Origin of the sequence: Paraburkholderia sp. USG1, assembly GCF_031570135.1 — a bacterium.
Classification (GTDB): Bacteria; Pseudomonadota; Gammaproteobacteria; order Burkholderiales; family Burkholderiaceae; genus Paraburkholderia; species Paraburkholderia dioscoreae.
Genome location: NZ_JAMWXW010000047.1, coordinates 18,861 through 34,732, shown reverse-complemented (window position 1 = coordinate 34,732; position 15,872 = coordinate 18,861). Strand labels below are relative to the sequence as shown.

At 63.9% G+C, this 15,872-nt stretch carries 13 protein-coding genes; 9 read left to right on the top strand and 4 right to left on the bottom strand.

Annotated features, from left to right (window positions below):
• Positions 1–85 precede the first annotated feature (85 nt).
• The 4 genes from NE850_RS36830 (at position 86) to NE850_RS36815 (ending at position 4,996) form a co-directional block, all read left to right on the top strand.
• Positions 86–1,687 carry an ABC transporter ATP-binding protein gene (locus NE850_RS36830; protein WP_165186153.1) on the top strand — a complete coding sequence of 534 codons (1,602 nt, stop codon included), beginning with the start codon at positions 86–88 and terminating at the stop codon, positions 1,685–1,687.
• 75 nt (positions 1,688–1,762) lie between these two features.
• Positions 1,763–2,869, top strand: a complete 1,107-nt coding sequence (locus NE850_RS36825; RefSeq protein ID WP_007181596.1) for an ABC transporter permease — start codon at positions 1,763–1,765, stop codon at positions 2,867–2,869.
• Between the two features lie 45 nt (positions 2,870–2,914).
• Positions 2,915–3,844, top strand: a complete 930-nt coding sequence (locus NE850_RS36820; RefSeq protein WP_007181597.1) for an ABC transporter permease — start codon at positions 2,915–2,917, stop codon at positions 3,842–3,844.
• Between the two features lie 57 nt (positions 3,845–3,901).
• Complete coding sequence (locus tag NE850_RS36815; RefSeq protein ID WP_007181598.1) at positions 3,902–4,996, top strand: BMP family ABC transporter substrate-binding protein; 1,095 nt, start codon at positions 3,902–3,904, stop codon at positions 4,994–4,996.
• Between the two features lie 126 nt (positions 4,997–5,122).
• Here the strand turns inward: NE850_RS36815 and NE850_RS36810 are convergent, their stop codons facing one another.
• Positions 5,123–5,329 carry a dodecin gene (locus NE850_RS36810; protein ID WP_007181599.1) on the bottom strand — a complete coding sequence of 69 codons (207 nt, stop codon included), beginning with the start codon at positions 5,327–5,329 and terminating at the stop codon, positions 5,123–5,125.
• A gap of 264 nt (positions 5,330–5,593) precedes the next feature.
• On the opposite strand from NE850_RS36810, the gene NE850_RS36805 reads away from it, so the two are divergent.
• The 4 genes from NE850_RS36805 (at position 5,594) to NE850_RS36790 (ending at position 10,820) form a co-directional block, all read left to right on the top strand.
• Positions 5,594–7,186 carry an ABC-F family ATPase gene (locus NE850_RS36805; RefSeq protein WP_165186150.1) on the top strand — a complete coding sequence of 531 codons (1,593 nt, stop codon included), beginning with the start codon at positions 5,594–5,596 and terminating at the stop codon, positions 7,184–7,186.
• Between the two features lie 158 nt (positions 7,187–7,344).
• Positions 7,345–8,769 carry an aldehyde dehydrogenase family protein gene (locus NE850_RS36800; protein WP_165186148.1) on the top strand — a complete coding sequence of 475 codons (1,425 nt, stop codon included), beginning with the start codon at positions 7,345–7,347 and terminating at the stop codon, positions 8,767–8,769.
• 133 nt (positions 8,770–8,902) lie between these two features.
• A complete protein-coding gene (locus NE850_RS36795; RefSeq protein WP_007181603.1) occupies positions 8,903–10,093 on the top strand; it encodes a nitronate monooxygenase family protein in 1,191 nt (396 codons plus the stop codon).
• A 70-nt stretch (positions 10,094–10,163) separates the two neighbouring features.
• Positions 10,164–10,820, top strand: coding sequence for an OmpW family protein (locus tag NE850_RS36790; protein ID WP_007181604.1), 657 nt, complete (start codon positions 10,164–10,166; stop codon positions 10,818–10,820).
• Between the two features lie 154 nt (positions 10,821–10,974).
• On the opposite strand, the gene NE850_RS36785 is transcribed toward NE850_RS36790, so the two are convergent.
• The 3 genes from NE850_RS36785 to NE850_RS36775 all read right to left on the bottom strand — a co-directional run bounded on the left by NE850_RS36785 (position 10,975) and on the right by NE850_RS36775 (position 14,249).
• A complete protein-coding gene (locus tag NE850_RS36785; RefSeq protein WP_007181605.1) occupies positions 10,975–11,178 on the bottom strand; it encodes a DUF1289 domain-containing protein in 204 nt (67 codons plus the stop codon).
• A 144-nt stretch (positions 11,179–11,322) separates the two neighbouring features.
• Positions 11,323–12,672, bottom strand: a complete 1,350-nt coding sequence (locus NE850_RS36780) for a phospholipase A (protein ID WP_007181606.1) — start codon at positions 12,670–12,672, stop codon at positions 11,323–11,325.
• A gap of 272 nt (positions 12,673–12,944) precedes the next feature.
• Positions 12,945–14,249, bottom strand: a complete 1,305-nt coding sequence (locus NE850_RS36775; protein ID WP_007181607.1) for an Nramp family divalent metal transporter — start codon at positions 14,247–14,249, stop codon at positions 12,945–12,947.
• A 494-nt stretch (positions 14,250–14,743) separates the two neighbouring features.
• Between NE850_RS36775 and NE850_RS36770 the strand changes: the two genes are divergently transcribed.
• Positions 14,744–15,844 (top strand): polyamine ABC transporter substrate-binding protein, encoded by a 1,101-nt coding sequence (locus NE850_RS36770; protein WP_007181608.1) that lies wholly within the window; start codon positions 14,744–14,746, stop codon positions 15,842–15,844.
• Positions 15,845–15,872: the final 28 nt, after the last annotated feature.

The following is a 15,872-nucleotide window of genomic DNA, read 5'->3' as shown; positions in this document are numbered from 1 at the left end:
TCATCCGGTTGTGGTGACGGATCGCTTGCCGGCAAGGGCGGCGAACGCGCTGTATCCGGAAGTCACTGACGCACTACGGAATCACATGAGCGACTCTTCTTATAGCAACGGCGCCGCCGCGCAGCCGGCGGACAGGCCGGCACAGACGGCGCCCCGGTTGATGCTTCAGGGCATCACCAAACAATATCCGGCCGTGCGAGCCAACGACGACGTCACGTTGATCGTCGCGCCGGGCGAAATCCATGCCGTGCTCGGCGAAAATGGCGCCGGCAAAAGCACGCTGATGAAAATCATCTACGGCGCGGTGCGGCCCGACGCCGGCGAGATGCAGTGGGAAGGTCAGACGGTCGAGATCGCGAGCCCGGCGGCCGCGCGCAAGCTGGGTATCGGTATGGTGTTCCAGCACTTTTCGCTGTTCGAGACGCTCACGGTCGGCGAAAACATCGCGCTCGCGCTCGACGAACCCTTCGATCTGAAATCGCTCGCCAGGCGCATTCGCGAAGTCTCGGCCGACTACGGCCTCGACATCGATCCGCAGCGCCACGTGCATAGCCTGACGGTGGGCGAGCGGCAGCGCGTCGAGATCGTGCGCTGCCTGCTGCAGAACCCGCGTCTGCTGATCATGGACGAACCGACTTCGGTGCTGACGCCGCAAGCGGTCCGCAAGCTGTTCGAGACGCTGCGGCGGCTGGCCGCCGAAGGCTGCAGCATTCTCTACATCAGCCACAAGCTCGACGAAATCCAGGAACTGTGCGACACCGCGACGGTGATGCGCGGCGGCCGCGTGACCGGTCACGTGAGGCCCAAAGGCGAAACCCACGCGTCGCTCGCGCAATTGATGGTCGGCCATTCGCTGCCGGACTACACGCGGCGCGAGCACAACCCGGGCGCGGTGCTGCTCGACGTGAAGCAACTCTCGGTGGAAAGCGACGACCCGTTCGGCACGTCGCTGCGTGACGTGTCGTTCGGCGTGCATGCCGGCGAGATCTTCGGCATTGCGGGCGTGTCGGGCAACGGGCAGGCCGAACTGCTGTCGGCCCTGTCGGGCGAAAAGCGGGGCGTGCGCGCCGACGCGGTCACGATTTGCGGCAAGGCGGCCGGGCGGCTCGGCGCGGGCGGCCGGCGCGCGCTCGGTTTCGGCTTCGTGCCGGAGGAGCGCCTCGGCCGCGGCGCGGTGCCGGCCATGACGCTGTCGGAAAACGCGCTGCTGACCGCGCATCGTCAGCAGATGGTGAGGACGGGCTGGATCAGGTCGGGCGCGATGCGCGCGTTCGCGAAGCGCTGCATCGACGCTTTCGACGTGCGCTGCGGCGGCTCCGAAGCGCTCGCGCAAAGTCTGTCGGGCGGCAATCTGCAGAAGTACATCATGGGCCGCGAGATTCTGCAGGCGCCCAAGGTGCTGGTGGTCGCGCAGCCCACATGGGGCGTCGACGTGGGCGCGGCGGCGTTCATCCGTCAGCAGCTACTCGACCTGTCGGCGCGCGGCGTGGCGATTCTGGTGATCTCGGAGGAACTGGAAGAGTTGTTCGACATCTGCGATCGCATCGCGGTGCTCGCCGGCGGCAGACTCTCGCCGGTGCGCGCCACGGGGGCGACCAACGCCGAGGAAATCGGCCGCTGGATGGCGGGCCTGTTCGGCGAGCGCGAGGGCGCGGCGCCTTCCGCGGAACAGCCGGCGCATGCCTGAGCCGGCGTCTGTCTCGCGAATACGCGTGACGTCGCTCAGCATCAGAACGAGAACCCTATAAATCACACGCTACCCATGATCCTTCCGTATCGACTCGAAGCACGCACGACGCCCTCGCGCACCATGCAGCTCGCCGTGCCGCTGATCGCCGCGTTGCTCACGCTCGCGATCGGCTTTCTGATCTTCAGCCTCGTCGGCCGCGATCCGCTGCAGGCCATGCACGCATTTTTCATCGAGCCGCTGTCCAGCGTGAACGGCTGGTCCGAGCTGCTGCTGAAGGCGTCGCCGTTGTGCCTGATCGGCCTCGGTCTTGCCATCGGCTATCGCGCCAACGTCTGGAACATCGGCGCCGAAGGGCAGATGCTGCTCGGCGGCATTGCCGCGAGCGGCGTCGCGATCTATTTCGACCAGGCCAGCGGCTGGTGGATTCTGCCGACCATGATGATCGCCGGCGTGCTCGGCGGCATGGCGTGGGCGGCGATTCCGGCGCTGCTCAAGAGCCGCTTCAACACCAACGAGATTCTCGTCAGCCTGATGCTCACGTATGTGGCCACGCAACTGCTGATCTATCTGGTGAGCGGCCCATGGCGCGACCCGCAAGGCATGAACTTCCCGCTTTCGGAGATGTTCGGCGGCGACGCGCTCTATCCGACCTTCGCCGGCGACTGGCACATCAAATGGCTGCGCGGCACGCGCCTGAACGCCTCGGTATTCGTCACGCTGATCGCGATTCCGCTCGTGTGGGTCTTCATGCGCAAGAGCTTCGCGGGCTACCGCATGAACGTCGGCGGTCTCGCGCCGCTCGCCGCGCGCTACGCCGGTTTCTCCGACAAGAAAACCATCTGGACCTCGCTGCTGATCAGCGGCGGCCTCGCGGGCCTCGCCGGCATGGGGGAGATCGCTGGTCCGATCGGGCAATTGCAGGCCACGTGGTCGCCGGGTTATGGCTTCACCGCGATCATCGTCGTGTTCGTGGGGCGGCTGCATCCGGTTGGGATCGTGCTCGCGAGCCTGCTGATGGCGCTGCTGTATCTCGGCGGCGAAGCGGTGCAGACTTCGATGCAACTGCCGCAGGCGCTGTCCGGCGTGTTCCAGGGGCTGTTGCTGTTCTGCCTGCTGGGTGCCGATCTGTTCGTGAACTACCGTGTGCGCCGCCGAACCCTGGCTGCCCAGGTTCACTGACTCGCACACTGCATATCGTTCACTGATTTTTTGCGCCGGATCCAAATGGACATTCAACAAGCCAGCGCGCTCACCTCGAGCGCCGTCACCGCCGCGATCCCGCTGATGTTCGCGGGCGCGGGCGAACTCGTCACCGAAAAATCGGGCGTCCTCAACCTCGGCGTCGAAGGCATGATGCTGATGGGCGCGGTGAGCGGCTACGCGGTCACCGCGATCACCGGCAACCCGTGGCTCGGCGTGCTCGCCGCGATCGGCGCCGGTCTCGCGATGTCGCTGCTGTTCGCCTTTCTCACGCTCACCATGCTCGCCAACCAGGTCGCCACCGGCCTCTCGCTGACAATCTTCGGCATCGGCCTCTCGGCGTATGTCGGCAAGCCCTACACGTCGGCCGCGGTGCGCGCGACCATCGACACGTGGACCATTCCCGGCCTCTCGAAGATTCCGGTGCTCGGGCCCGCGCTTTTCAGCCTCACGCCGCTCGACTACCTCGCGTTCCTGATGTTCGCGGTGATCGGCTGGTTCCTTTACCGCACGCGCGCGGGTCTGGTGCTGCGCTCGGTCGGCGAATCGCCGCAGGTGGCGCACTCAGTCGGTTTTCCGGTAGTCGGCGTGCGCTACGGCGCGGTGGCCTTCGGCGGCGGCATGGCGGGGCTCGCGGGCGGCTACTACTCGATCGTCAACCTGCATTTGTGGCAGGAGCAGCTCACTTCGGGCCGCGGCTGGATCGCGCTTGCGCTGGTCGTGTTCGCGACGTGGCGCCCGGGGCGTCTTCTGATCGGCGCGCTGCTGTTCGGTGCCGTGACCGGGCTGCAGTTCTATGCGCAGGCAATCGGCGTGCCGGTGCCGACGCAATTCCTCGCGATGCTGCCGTACGTCGCGACGGTCGTCGTGCTGGTGCTGATTTCGCGCAATCCGAACACGATTCGGCTGAATGCACCTGCATCGTTGGGCAAGCCGTTTTTCTCGGCGGGCTGATTGAGCATCCATCGACCACATGTTTCACATCATTCGATAAACACAACAGGAGAAAACATGAAGAGAAGAAATCTGCTGACCGCTTTTGCTTGGGGCGCGGCCTCGCTGGCGCTCGCCGCGCCGCTCGCGCAAAGCGCGCAGGCCGCCGATGCGCCGGGCGTCGCGTTCGTCTATCTCGGCAATCCGGGCGATGCCGGCTGGACCTTCGCGCACGACCAGGGCTCGAAGGAAGCGGAAGCGAAGTTCGGCAGCAAGATCAAGATCACCCGCATTGAAAACGTGCCGGAATCGGCCGACTCCGAGCGCGTGTTCCGCGATCTGGCGAACAAGGGCAACAAGATCATCATCGGTTCGAGCTTCGGCTATCAGGACTTCGAACTGAAGGTCGCGAAAGATTTTCCGGACACCGTTTTCCTGCACGCAACCGGCTACAAGAAGGCGCCGAACTTCGGCACCTATGACGTGCGCATGTACCAGGGCGCGTACCTCGCCGGCGTTGCCGCGGGCTACGTGACGAAGACCAACACGCTCGGCTTCGTGGCTTCGGTGCCGATTCCAGAAGTGATCCGCAACATCAACGCGTACACGCTCGGCGCGCGTTCGGTGAATCCGAAGGTGCACACCAAGGTCATCTGGATCAACAGCTGGTTCGATCCGGGCAAGGAAAAGCAGGCGGCCGAAACGCTGATCGGGCAGGGCGCGGACGTGCTGCTGCAGAACACCGATTCGAGCGCCACGCTCGCCACGGCATCGGAAAAGCACGTGCATGCGTTCGGCTGGGATTCGGACATGAAGAAGTTCGGTCCTGACGCGCACCTCGGTTCGGTGGTCGCGCACTGGGGCGTGTATTACAACGCGGCGATCCAGCAGGTGCTGGACGGCAAGTGGAAGAACGACCCGGTGTGGTGGGGCATTCCGCAGAAGGCCGTCAACCTCGAAGATCTGAATACGTCCGCGATTCCGGCTGAAGCGCAGAAGCAGGTTTCGGCCAGGCGCGACGAACTGGCGGGCGGCAAGTGGGACGTGTTCACCGGCCCGATCAAGGATCAGTCGGGCGCGGTGAAGGTGCCGGCCGGCAAGACGCTGACCGATCCGGAACTGCAACGCCTGAACTGGTATGTGGAAGGCGTGGACGGGTCGCTGCCGAAGTAAGGGCGTCAAGGTCAGGATCGACGAGGCGGCATTTCCGGCGACCGCTGTTTCAAAAAGCTGCGTCCAGTGCGGACGCAGCTTTTTTTAACTCCGGATTTTTCCGCGGACGATTGCGCCCGCGCGCCATCAGTCGATGCGCAACCCGACCTTGATGGTCACCTGCCAGAAAGCAACCTTGTCGTTTTCGATCTGGCCCCGAGTCTCCGTCACCTCGAACCAGTGTAAATTGCGCAGCGTTTTCGACGCTTTTGCAATGGCCGTGCTAATGGCGTCGTCGATCGATTTGGTCGACGAACCGGTCAGTTCGATCTGTTTGTAGACGTGTTCTGACATGAACTTCCTCCTTTGATCTTCGTTGGTGTTCAAAAAGTATAGGTAACGCCAGCGCCGCGGAGGGCTCTCGCATGAGCGAGTCGTACCGCACGGGCCGTGCCCGGTATGCCGTGCGCGGTCCGCCGCCGCGGATTTGCGTGCCGACGTTCTGCACACGCCGCGCGGCGTCCAAAGCCAGTAATGCGACGCACGTGCGGGTTGAATTCGCGATAACCTGCTAAAATATTGGGTTTTTCGCCGATATCACATTCAAAGGGACGCGCCGTGCTGTCTACCGCCAATATCACCATGCAATTCGGGCCGAAGCCGCTCTTCGAGAACATCTCGGTCAAATTCGGGGGAGGGAACCGCTATGGCCTGATTGGTGCGAACGGCTGTGGCAAGTCCACTTTCATGAAGATCCTGGGCAGCGACCTGGAGCCGAGTTCGGGCAACGTCATGCTCGAACCGAACATCCGCCTCGGTAAATTGCGCCAGGATCAGTTCGCGTACGAAGACGTGCGCGTGCTCGACGTCGTGATGATGGGCCACGCCGAAATGTGGGCCGCCATGACCGAGCGCGACGCGATCTACGCGAACCCCGACGCGACGGACGACGACTACATGCACGCCGCCGAACTCGAAGCGAAGTTCGCCGAGTACGACGGCTACACGGCCGAGGCGCGCGCGGGCGAACTGCTGCTCGGCATCGGCATCGCGATCGAGAACCACAACGGCCCGATGAGCAACGTGGCGCCGGGCTGGAAACTGCGCGTGCTGCTCGCGCAGGCGCTGTTCTCGAAGCCGGACGTGCTGCTGCTGGACGAGCCGACCAACAACCTGGACATCAACTCGATCCGTTGGCTGGAAGACGTGCTCAACCAGTACAACTCGACGATGATCATCATCTCGCACGATCGCCACTTCCTGAACCAGGTCTGCACGCACATGGCCGACATGGACTTCGGCACGCTGAAGGTCTATCCGGGCAACTACGACGACTACATGCTGGCGAGCACGCAGGCGCGCGAGCGTCAGCAGAACGCCAACGCGAAGGCGAAGGAACGCGTCGCCGACCTGCAGGACTTCGTGCGCCGCTTCTCGGCGAACAAGTCGAAGGCGCGTCAGGCCACCAGCCGTCTGAAGATGATCGACAAGATCAAGATCGAGGAATTCAAGCCGTCGTCGCGGCAGAACCCGTTCATCCGCTTCGAGTACGAAAAGAAGCTGCACAACATCGCGGTGGTGGCCGAGAAGATCTCGAAGAAGTACGAGCGCACCATCTTCAACGACTTCAGCATCAGCGTGCAGCCGGGCGAGCGTATCGCGATCATCGGCGAGAACGGCGCGGGCAAGACCACGCTGCTGCGCTCGCTGCTCGGCAAGCTGGAGCTCGATCACGGCACGGTGAAGTGGGCCGAGAACGCGAACATCGGCTACATGCCGCAGGATACGTACGAAGAGTTTCCGGACGACGTCACGCTGATGGAGTGGATCGACGTCTATCGCAAGGAAGGCGACGACGAGCAGATGGTGCGCGGCACGCTCGGCCGCCTGCTGTTCAATGCGGACGACATCCGCAAGTCGGTCAAGGTGCTTTCTGGCGGCGAGAAGGGCCGCATGATCTGGGGCAAGCTGATGCTGGGCCGCCACAACGTGCTGCTGATGGACGAGCCGACCAACCACATGGACATGGAATCGATCGAGTCGCTGCAGATCGCGCTCGACAAGTTCGAAGGCACGCTGATTTTCGTTTCGCACGACCGTGAGTTCGTGAGCGGCCTCGCGAACCGGATCATCGAAGTGAAGACCGACGGCACGTTGAACGACTTCGGCGGCAACTACGAAGATTTCCTGTTGAGCCAGGGCGTGCAGTAAGCGCACCTGAACCGCTCGCTGTAGCACGTTGCACCGCAAAGCCCGCTTATTCGAAGAAGCGGGCTTTTTTCATGGCGGGCGCCTCGCGCACCGGCCCGGTCCGGCCTGCTGGTTAGAATAGAAGACCATTCCGGAGACACAGACAGGGACCGATCATCATGAAGACGTACGAGCAACTCTATATCGACGGCAAGTGGATCGCGCCGTGCGGCACCGGCACGATCGACGTGATCGACTCGGGCACGGAAGAGATCATGGGCCGCATCCCCGAAGGGGTCGAGGCCGATGCCGAGAGCGCGATCGCCGCCGCCCGCGTGGCCTTCGACGCGTGGGCCGCGACGCCCGCCGCCGAACGCGGCGAGTATCTGCGCAACGTCGCGGCGAATCTGAAAGCGCGCACCGACGAACTGGCCGGTTTGATTGCCGGCGAAGTCGGCATGCCGCTAAAACTCGCGCGTGCCATCCAGGTGGGCAGCCCGGTCTATAACTGGGGCGCATATGCGAAGCTTGCTAGCGAGTTCCAGTATGAGGAACGCGTCGGCAATTCGCTGGTGGTGCGCGAGCCGGTCGGCGTGGTGGCGGCGATCACGCCGTGGAACTATCCGCTCAATCAGGTCACGCTGAAGGTCGCGGCGGCGCTCGCAGCAGGTTGCACAGTGGTGCTGAAGCCCTCGGAGATCGCGCCGCTGACCGCGTTCGTGCTTGCCGAGGCGATCCACGAGGCCGGGTTGCCGGCCGGCGTATTCAACCTCGTGAGCGGTTATGGGCCGGTGGTGGGCGAAGTGCTGGCGAGCCATCCGTCGGTGGATATGGTGTCGTTCACCGGCTCGACTCGCGCCGGCAAACGGGTGTCCGAGCTGGCCTCGGCGACGGTCAAGCGCGTCGCGCTCGAACTCGGCGGCAAGTCGGCTTCGGTCATTCTCGACGATGCGGATTTCGCCGTGGCCGTCAAAGGCACGGTTAGCGCGTGCTTTCTGAATTCCGGACAGACATGCTCCGCGCATACGCGCATGCTGGTGCCCGAGGCGCGCTACGAGGAAGCGCGCGCGCTGGCGAAGCGGGCCGCCGAGACGTACGTAGCCGGCGATCCGCGCAATGAGACGTCCCGTCTCGGCCCGCTGGCTTCGGCCGCGCAGCAGGCGCGCGTGCAGCAATACATCGCGAAGGGGATCGAGGAGGGCGCCGAGCTGGTGACAGGCGGGGCGGGCCTGCCCGATGGGCTGTCGAAGGGCTTCTTCGTCAAACCCACTGTGTTCGGCCGCGTGCATCCCAAGGCGACGATCGCTCAGGAGGAAATCTTCGGCCCGGTCCTGTCGATTCTGACCTACAAGGACGAAGAGGAAGCCGTTCGGATCGCCAACGATTCGCCGTATGGCCTGGGCGGCGCGGTATGGGCCGGCAGCGACGAGCGTGCCGTCGGCATCGCGCGGCGGGTTCGAACCGGCCAGGTCGATATCAACGGCGGCACGTGGAATATGGCCGCGCCTTTCGGCGGTTTCAAGCAGTCGGGATTCGGGCGCGAAAACGGGGTCTACGGACTCGAAGAGTATCTCGAACTCAAATCCATGCAATTCCGGGTGTGAACCGATTCTGATGACCGGCATCAACTGACCGGCATATGCGACTGAGCCATCTGCCGGCTCATTGACCTGAAACAACGCCGGCTGCCCCCGACCGGCGATTATCACCGTTTTGATAATCGCCATTGGGGCAGTCATGCTCAACTCTCACTCTTTCCCGCCGCTCGTCATTCGCGGCCGCTCGTTACTGCCGATCGTGCAAGGCGGCATGGGCGTCGGCATCTCGGCGCACCGGCTGGCCGGTAGCGTCGCCCGCGAAGGCGCATTGGGCACGATCGCCAGTATCGACCTGCGGCACCATCATCAGGATCTGATCGAGCTCTGCCGCGAGTCGCCCGACCGTGCCACGCTCGAACAGGCCAACCTCACCGCGCTGGCCCGCGAGATCCACGCTGCCAAAGCATTGAGCGAGGGCCGCGGCATGATCGCCGTCAACGTCATGAAAGCGGTCAGCGCGCAAGCGGACTACGTGCGCGTCGCGTGCGAGAACGGTGCCGATGCGATCGTCATGGGCGCGGGCCTGCCGCTCGATTTGCCGGACATGACCCAAGGGCACGACATCGCGCTGATTCCGATTCTGTCCGACAGCCGCGGCGTCGCGCTCGTGCTCAAGAAGTGGATGAAAAAAGGCCGTTTGCCCGACGCCGTCGTGATCGAACATCCGGCGCACGCGGGCGGCCATCTCGGCGTCAACAACCTGGCCGATCAGCATGATCAGCGCTTCGATTTTTTCCGCGTCCTCGAAGAGCTCGACACGGTCTTCACCTCGCTCGGCCTGAACCGCCGGGACGTGCCCCTGATCGTCGCCGGCGGCATCAATAGTCACGAAGCCGTGCGCGCGCTGCTGAGCGCGGGTGCAAGCGGCGTGCAGCTCGGCACGCCGTTCGCCGTGACCGAGGAAGGCGACGCGCATCCGAATTTCAAGCGCGTGCTGGCCGAGGCCACGCCCGAGGACATCGTCGAATTCGTCAGCGTGACGGGATTGCCCGCGCGCGCCGTGAAAACGCCGTGGCTCGCGCGTTACCTGCGCCATGAAACGAGAATTCGAGAGAAAGTCGGCGCGCTCAAACACGTTTGCCCCACCGCGCTCGAATGTCTCAGCACGTGTGGCTGGCGCGACGGCATCGAGAAGTTCGGCCATTTCTGCATCGATACGCGGCTCGCGGCGGCATTGCGCGGGGACGTGGCAAACGGCCTGTTCTTCCGCGGCCGGGAAGCGTTGCCGTTCGGCACGGCCATTCGCAGCGTGCATGATCTGCTCGAACTGCTGCTTACGGGGGCGACGCGACCGGCTGTCGCAGGGCGATGGGCATTCTCGCTGATTTGATACGCGTCAACATGTCGCGCGACGGGAACTTCGACAATTCCCACACGCAAACAAATAATTGGGGAAGCACATGAAGCACTCGTTGAGGAACCGAATCAAAGCCGCCGCCATCGCTTCGAGCGTGCTGTGCGCCAGCGCCTTTGCCCTGCAGGCGCATGCCGCGGGCGACGACACGATGAGCGGCATTCACGCCGGCGACGTACTGGTGCGCCTGCGCGCCATCAGCATCATGCCGAACGTGAGCACCACCCAATCGCTGTCGGCGCTTAACGTGGATGTGAACAACGCCATCGTGCCGGAACTGGATCTGACGTATATGATCCGCGATTACCTCGGCGTCGAGTTGATTCTCGCCACCTCGCGGCATCAGCTGACCTCGAGCCTGGGCAATCTCGGTGGCGTGAACGTATTGCCGCCTACGCTGCTGCTGCAATATCACTTCAACCACGCGGGGCGCATTCGTCCCTATCTCGGCGCGGGTCTGAACTACACGCTGTTCTATAACAATGGCCTGAACGCGGGCGGCCAGTCGATCGGGATCAGCAATCATAGTTGGGGCCCGGCATTGCAGGCTGGCGTGGACGTTCAGGTGACCAAGTCGCTGTTCGTCAATGCGGACATCAAGAAGATCTGGATGCACACGGATGCTACGCTCGGCGGTCAGCCGCTCGGTCGCCTGAGCATCGATCCGGTGGTGGTCGGCGTGGGTGTCGGGATGCGCTTCTGATTTTTTTGCGCGGTGCTTGCGTGCACAACCAACAGCATTCGCCATGTAAAAACGCCGGGGTCAGTTCAATCCCGGCGTTTCCTTTGGCGCTTCAGGTTGGGCGCGGCGTTGCCGCAAGCGTCGGACAGGTCGCGTCCGGCTCTGGCCAAAAGGCCTACAGTCTGTCGTTCGCAAACCTCATAGCCGTGCCTTCCTGCTCGATGCGAACCCACACGGCGCGTTTTTCCTCGTCGCTCAGGAAAACCCAGTTGGACACTTCTGCCGCGGTGCGGCCGCAGCCTTTGCATATGTCGTCGAACAGCGTGGAACAGACGCCGATGCACGGGCTGTCGGGAAGATCGTGGAGATTTGATGCCATCGGAAACCTTGGGGCGAAGAAGCGAAGTTCCGCCATGTTAGCCGATGCGCGGCGGCGGCCTCGGCGTGGCGAACGGCGAGGCCGCCGTTGGCGCACGTTTGGCGGCATTCGCGGCATGTTTCGTGGCGGCGCGGCCCGCGCGTGTCAGCGCGCGATGCTGTAGCCGATCCGCGCCATCCAGTGCTGGCGATTGTTGTAGTCGAGTAGATCCTCGCCGTAGCCATTGAAGTAGCCCACCCAGATATAGCCGCCCCATGCGCTGCCCAGCAGTCTGGCGAGGGGATAGGTGAATTGCGTATCCACGCTGCCGTACCAGTGCCTGGTGCCTTTACGCAGCGTGGTCGCCAACTGCCAGCCGTCCGGGCTGCCGTATTTGACCAGCAGATCGACGTAGCCGCGATAGTCGGCGATATCCGGGTTGCTGCTCGTCCCCACGTAGTAATAGATCTTCGGCGACACGGTCAGATGGTTGGCGCTCAGATCGCCGAATTCCCACGTTGGCCGGATAAACGGCATGTTGATGCTGCGCGAATCCGCGCCGGCCCTGCCGTTCGATTCGTGCGCGACGCCCGCCGCAAAGCCCATGCGGGTGAAGAACGGACTCTTCCAGCCGGTGTCCGGCACGTAGTAGAACAACTGCGGCGAGTAGGTGGTGTCGTGGAACGGGCGCGAGTCGGCGGACAGATCCCAGATCGAAGTCTGCGTGTAGGCGAAATACAGGTTGTCGAGGAAAGCCTTCGAGCGCAGATCGTCCGGTATGCGGATCCGATATTTGAAGCTCAACTGCAGCCGCGCGTTCGTATCGCCGTTGTGGCCCGCGGCGATGTACATCGGCTCGTAATAGGAGAGGTGCGCGAGCACGCCGCGTCCGGTCGTTGCGAGCGAGTCGCCGGGCGGCGAGATGGCGTCGCCGGTCGGACCGTCGACCACGGCCGCCGTCGCCGCAGCCTGCGCGGGCGTGGTCGCCTGGCTTTCCGTGCGTTCCGCCTGCGCAATCGCGTCCTGCTGCGGCCCGCGATTGATCGCGACAAGCGCGGGCGATGCGTCGAATCCCACCGGGTCGATGCGCACCTCGCCGCGCGCCGATTCCGGCCAGAGCGCCGAGAAACGCACCTTGCGGAACTGGCCGGGCCGCAGATGCAGCGTGTTGGGCACACCCGGCTCGCGTTGCAGGTCGAGCGGCTGCGGTGATTGCTCACCTGCGCTCAGGCTTACGCGAATGGTCGGCGGGACGGTGATGGTCAGCGCTTTGGCGTCGTCGGCGGAGTAGAGCATCGTGATCTGCAACGGCTCGTTGGCGGCGGCCACGCGAGGCGGTTGCAGCATCGCCACCGTCGCGCGGGCTTGGCCGGACATCGCCGCGCCGGCAACCAGCGCAGCTAGCAGCATGGTGCGGCCAAAGCGTGGGCCAAAGCGCGCGAAGCGTGTAACAGGGCGGCGAGCGTGAGAAGTGGCATTGCGGGCAACGCGGTCGATTGAAGCGTCAAAGCGCATGGGTTGTCGTCCAGGAGCAGGGCAACGAGCGAAACGGACGCGGCAGGCGTAGAACCACGACACATGCCAGGCGCACCGGATCGATCGCGCGGACGCGCCAAAGGGCGCAAAAAATGGGCAAAAAAACGGCTGCCGCAAGAACCCGGCAGCCGGGATGAAACGGATCGCGCGGCCGGCGCGCTTTAGCTACGGGCAATACCGCCGGTCATATCGAGATACTCAGAGAATACTTACAAAGTCACATTATTTACAGTCGGCTTGAAAAAGGTCTTTCAATTGCCAAACGCCAGTTGCCACAGCAACGCGCCATTGAGCGTTACGATGAACGCGGCGGACAGCCACGCGAGCGCGAGCGGCACGCCGCGCACGCGCCAGCCGCGCATCAGTCCGGCGTCCGACGTGTAACGGATCAACGGCACGACCGCGAGCGGCAATTGCAGGCTCAGCACCACCTGGCTTGCCACCAGCAACTGATTGGAGCCGTGCTGGCCGAACAGCGCAACTGCGAAAAGCGCCGGCCCGATTGCCAGCGCGCGGGTCAGCAGGGCGCGCTGCCAGCGCGGCAGGCGGATGCGCAGAAAGCCTTCCATGACCGCCTGGCCGGCCAGCGTGCCGGTGACGGTCGCGCTCAATCCGCAGGCGAGCAGCGCGGCCGCGAACAGGATGCCGGCCCAGTGCGTGCCGACGAGCGGCGCGATCAGCCGGTGGGCATCCGCGAGATCGGTCACGTCACGGTGGCCGCTCACGTAGAACACGGCAGCGGCCACGATCAGCAGCGCCGCGTTGATCACGAACGCAAACGAGAGCGAGCCGAAGGTGTCGAGATTGACGACGTGCAGCGCGGCCTTGATCTGCGCGTCGCTGCCCTCCGGTGCGTGGTGTTTGACTAACGCCGAGTGCAGATAGAGGTTGTGCGGCATCACGGTCGCGCCTACGATGCCCGCCGCGAGCCACACCATGCCCGCATTGCGCAGCAACTCGACGCTCGGCACGGTGCCGGCGAGCGCCGCGTGCCAGTCCGGCCGCGCGAGCGCGAGCTGGACCACGAAGCACAGGCCGACGAAGCCGATCAGCGCCGCGATCACCGCTTCGAGCTTGCGGCCGCCTTTCTGCTGGAGCGCGAGCAGCGCGAACGTGCATACCGCCGACATCAACACGCCTACCGTGAGCGACACGCCAAGCAGCAATTGCAACGCGACGGCGCTGCCGACCACCTCGGCGACGTCGCACGCGATGATCGCGACCTCGCTTGTCAGCCACAGGAACAGGGTGCCGCGGCGGCTCGTGCGCTCCCGGCAGATCTGCGCGAGATCGCGCCCGGTCACCACGCCGAGGCGCGACGACAGCCATTGCAGCAGCATCGCCATCAGGCTCGCCAGCAATACCATGCTGAGCAGGCGATAGCCGTAGCCGGCCCCGGCACCGAGCGCGGTCGCCCAGTTGCCCGGATCGATATAGCCGACCGCAATCAGCGCGCCCGCGCCGACGAACGAGAACCAGTGCGGCGGACGTGCCGGTCCATTGGTCGGCAGGCGTCGGCGGCGGTTGGGTCGTAATGCGGACGGATTGGTGTTCATCAGCGCCTGAGGTTCAAGACCGCATCCTCCCGCAAGCTGCGTGCCCGCCGGGCGGGGCGTGTCACCACGGGATTGGCGGCGAGCCGTGTCGTTTGGGCTGTTAAGAGCTATTGTGCTCCGTCGTGCGTGAGGCGGCTTGAACTCGCCGCAACTTTGGCGCTCGCGATGGAAGTCGCGAAAGAAGCCATGAGCGAGTCGGGAAAACGCTCATTGGCCGCGACCCTTTGCACGAGCGCGGCTCGCCTTCAGGCGGCAACTTGACAACGGGACAACGGCCCGGCCAATGCGGGTGTTTTTTTCGGGTAGACAGGCGCTCATAACCCGCTAAAATTGCGGCCAATTTTCCATCGGTGCGGCTTGCGCTGTACCGTTTGCGCGACAGCCCGGCGTTTTTTTTGAAGCGCGCAATAATTGATGGTACTTTTCGGGTTTTTCAGGGGAGCCGCGCGCTGGTGCCGCGGCGTAGGCGAAGACGGTCAGGATCGGAGAACGGGATGAAAAGACGGGTAGTGGGGCAAGTGGCGGCGCTGGTCTTGTGTGCGACGCCCTGGTTGACGGCCGCTGCGAAAGACACGCAACTGAACGTGTATAACTGGTCCGATTACATCGCCAAGGACACCATTCCCAACTTCACGAAGCAGACCGGCGTCCAGGTCAAATACGACAACTACGACAGCGACGACACGCTGCAAGCCAAGCTTCTCACCGGCAATTCCGGCTACGATATCGTCGTGCCCACCAGCAATTACGCCGGCAAGCAGATCGCCGCCGGCATCTTCGCGCCGCTCGACAAATCGAAGCTGCCGAACCTGAAGTACCTCGATCCTTCGCTGATGGCGCTCGTCGCGGGCGCCGATCCCGGCAACAAATTTACCGTGCCCTGGGCATACGGCACGACCGGCCTCGGCTACAACGTCACCAAAGCGCAGCAGATCCTCGGCAAGAACGTGCCGCTCGACAGCTGGGACGTGCTCTTCAAACCGGAAAACATCTCGAAGCTGAAGGCCTGCGGCGTGTCCGTGCTCGACGCCCCGGACCAGATGTTCGCCGCCGCGCTGCACTACATCGGCAAGGATCCGATGAGCACGAACCCGGCCGACTACCGCGCCGCGCTCGAGATGATGAAGAAGATCCGCCCGTATATCACGCAGTTCAACTCGTCGGGCTACATCAACGACCTGGTGGGCGGCGACGTGTGCTTTGCGTACGGCTGGTCGGGCGACGTGGTGATCGCCAAGCATCGCGCGGTCGAGGCGAAGAAGGCCTACAAGATCGAGTATTACATTCCGAAGGGCGGCGCACCGGTATGGTTCGACGTGATGGCGATTCCAAAGGACGCGAAGAACAAGGACGCCGCGCTCGAGTGGATCAACTACATCGAGACGCCGCAGGTTCACGCGGCGATCACCAACGCCGTGTACTATCCGAGCGCCAACCTCGAAGCGCGCAAATACGTGGACAAGGACGTGGCGGACGACCCGGCGGTTTATCCGTCGCCTGAAGTCATCAAGACCCTGTTTCTGCTCAAGCCGCTGCCGCCGGAAATCCAGCGGCTGCAAACGCGGCTGTGGACCGAGTTCAAGTCCGGCCGCTGACTCGCGGCCAGTGTGAACGGGTAAGCAT

Coding starts and splice junctions, on each gene's coding strand:
- NE850_RS36830 (WP_165186153.1), top strand. CDS start 86: ATGAGCGACTCTTCTTATAGCAACGGCGCCGCCGCGCAGCCGGCGGAC.
- NE850_RS36825 (WP_007181596.1), top strand. CDS start 1,763: ATGATCCTTCCGTATCGACTCGAAGCACGCACGACGCCCTCGCGCACC.
- NE850_RS36820 (WP_007181597.1), top strand. CDS start 2,915: ATGGACATTCAACAAGCCAGCGCGCTCACCTCGAGCGCCGTCACCGCC.
- NE850_RS36815 (WP_007181598.1), top strand. CDS start 3,902: ATGAAGAGAAGAAATCTGCTGACCGCTTTTGCTTGGGGCGCGGCCTCG.
- NE850_RS36810 (WP_007181599.1), bottom strand. CDS start 5,329: ATGTCAGAACACGTCTACAAACAGATCGAACTGACCGGTTCGTCGACC.
- NE850_RS36800 (WP_165186148.1), top strand. CDS start 7,345: ATGAAGACGTACGAGCAACTCTATATCGACGGCAAGTGGATCGCGCCG.
- NE850_RS36795 (WP_007181603.1), top strand. CDS start 8,903: ATGCTCAACTCTCACTCTTTCCCGCCGCTCGTCATTCGCGGCCGCTCG.
- NE850_RS36790 (WP_007181604.1), top strand. CDS start 10,164: ATGAAGCACTCGTTGAGGAACCGAATCAAAGCCGCCGCCATCGCTTCG.
- NE850_RS36785 (WP_007181605.1), bottom strand. CDS start 11,178: ATGGCATCAAATCTCCACGATCTTCCCGACAGCCCGTGCATCGGCGTC.
- NE850_RS36780 (WP_007181606.1), bottom strand. CDS start 12,672: ATGCGCTTTGACGCTTCAATCGACCGCGTTGCCCGCAATGCCACTTCT.
- NE850_RS36775 (WP_007181607.1), bottom strand. CDS start 14,249: ATGAACACCAATCCGTCCGCATTACGACCCAACCGCCGCCGACGCCTG.
- NE850_RS36770 (WP_007181608.1), top strand. CDS start 14,744: ATGAAAAGACGGGTAGTGGGGCAAGTGGCGGCGCTGGTCTTGTGTGCG.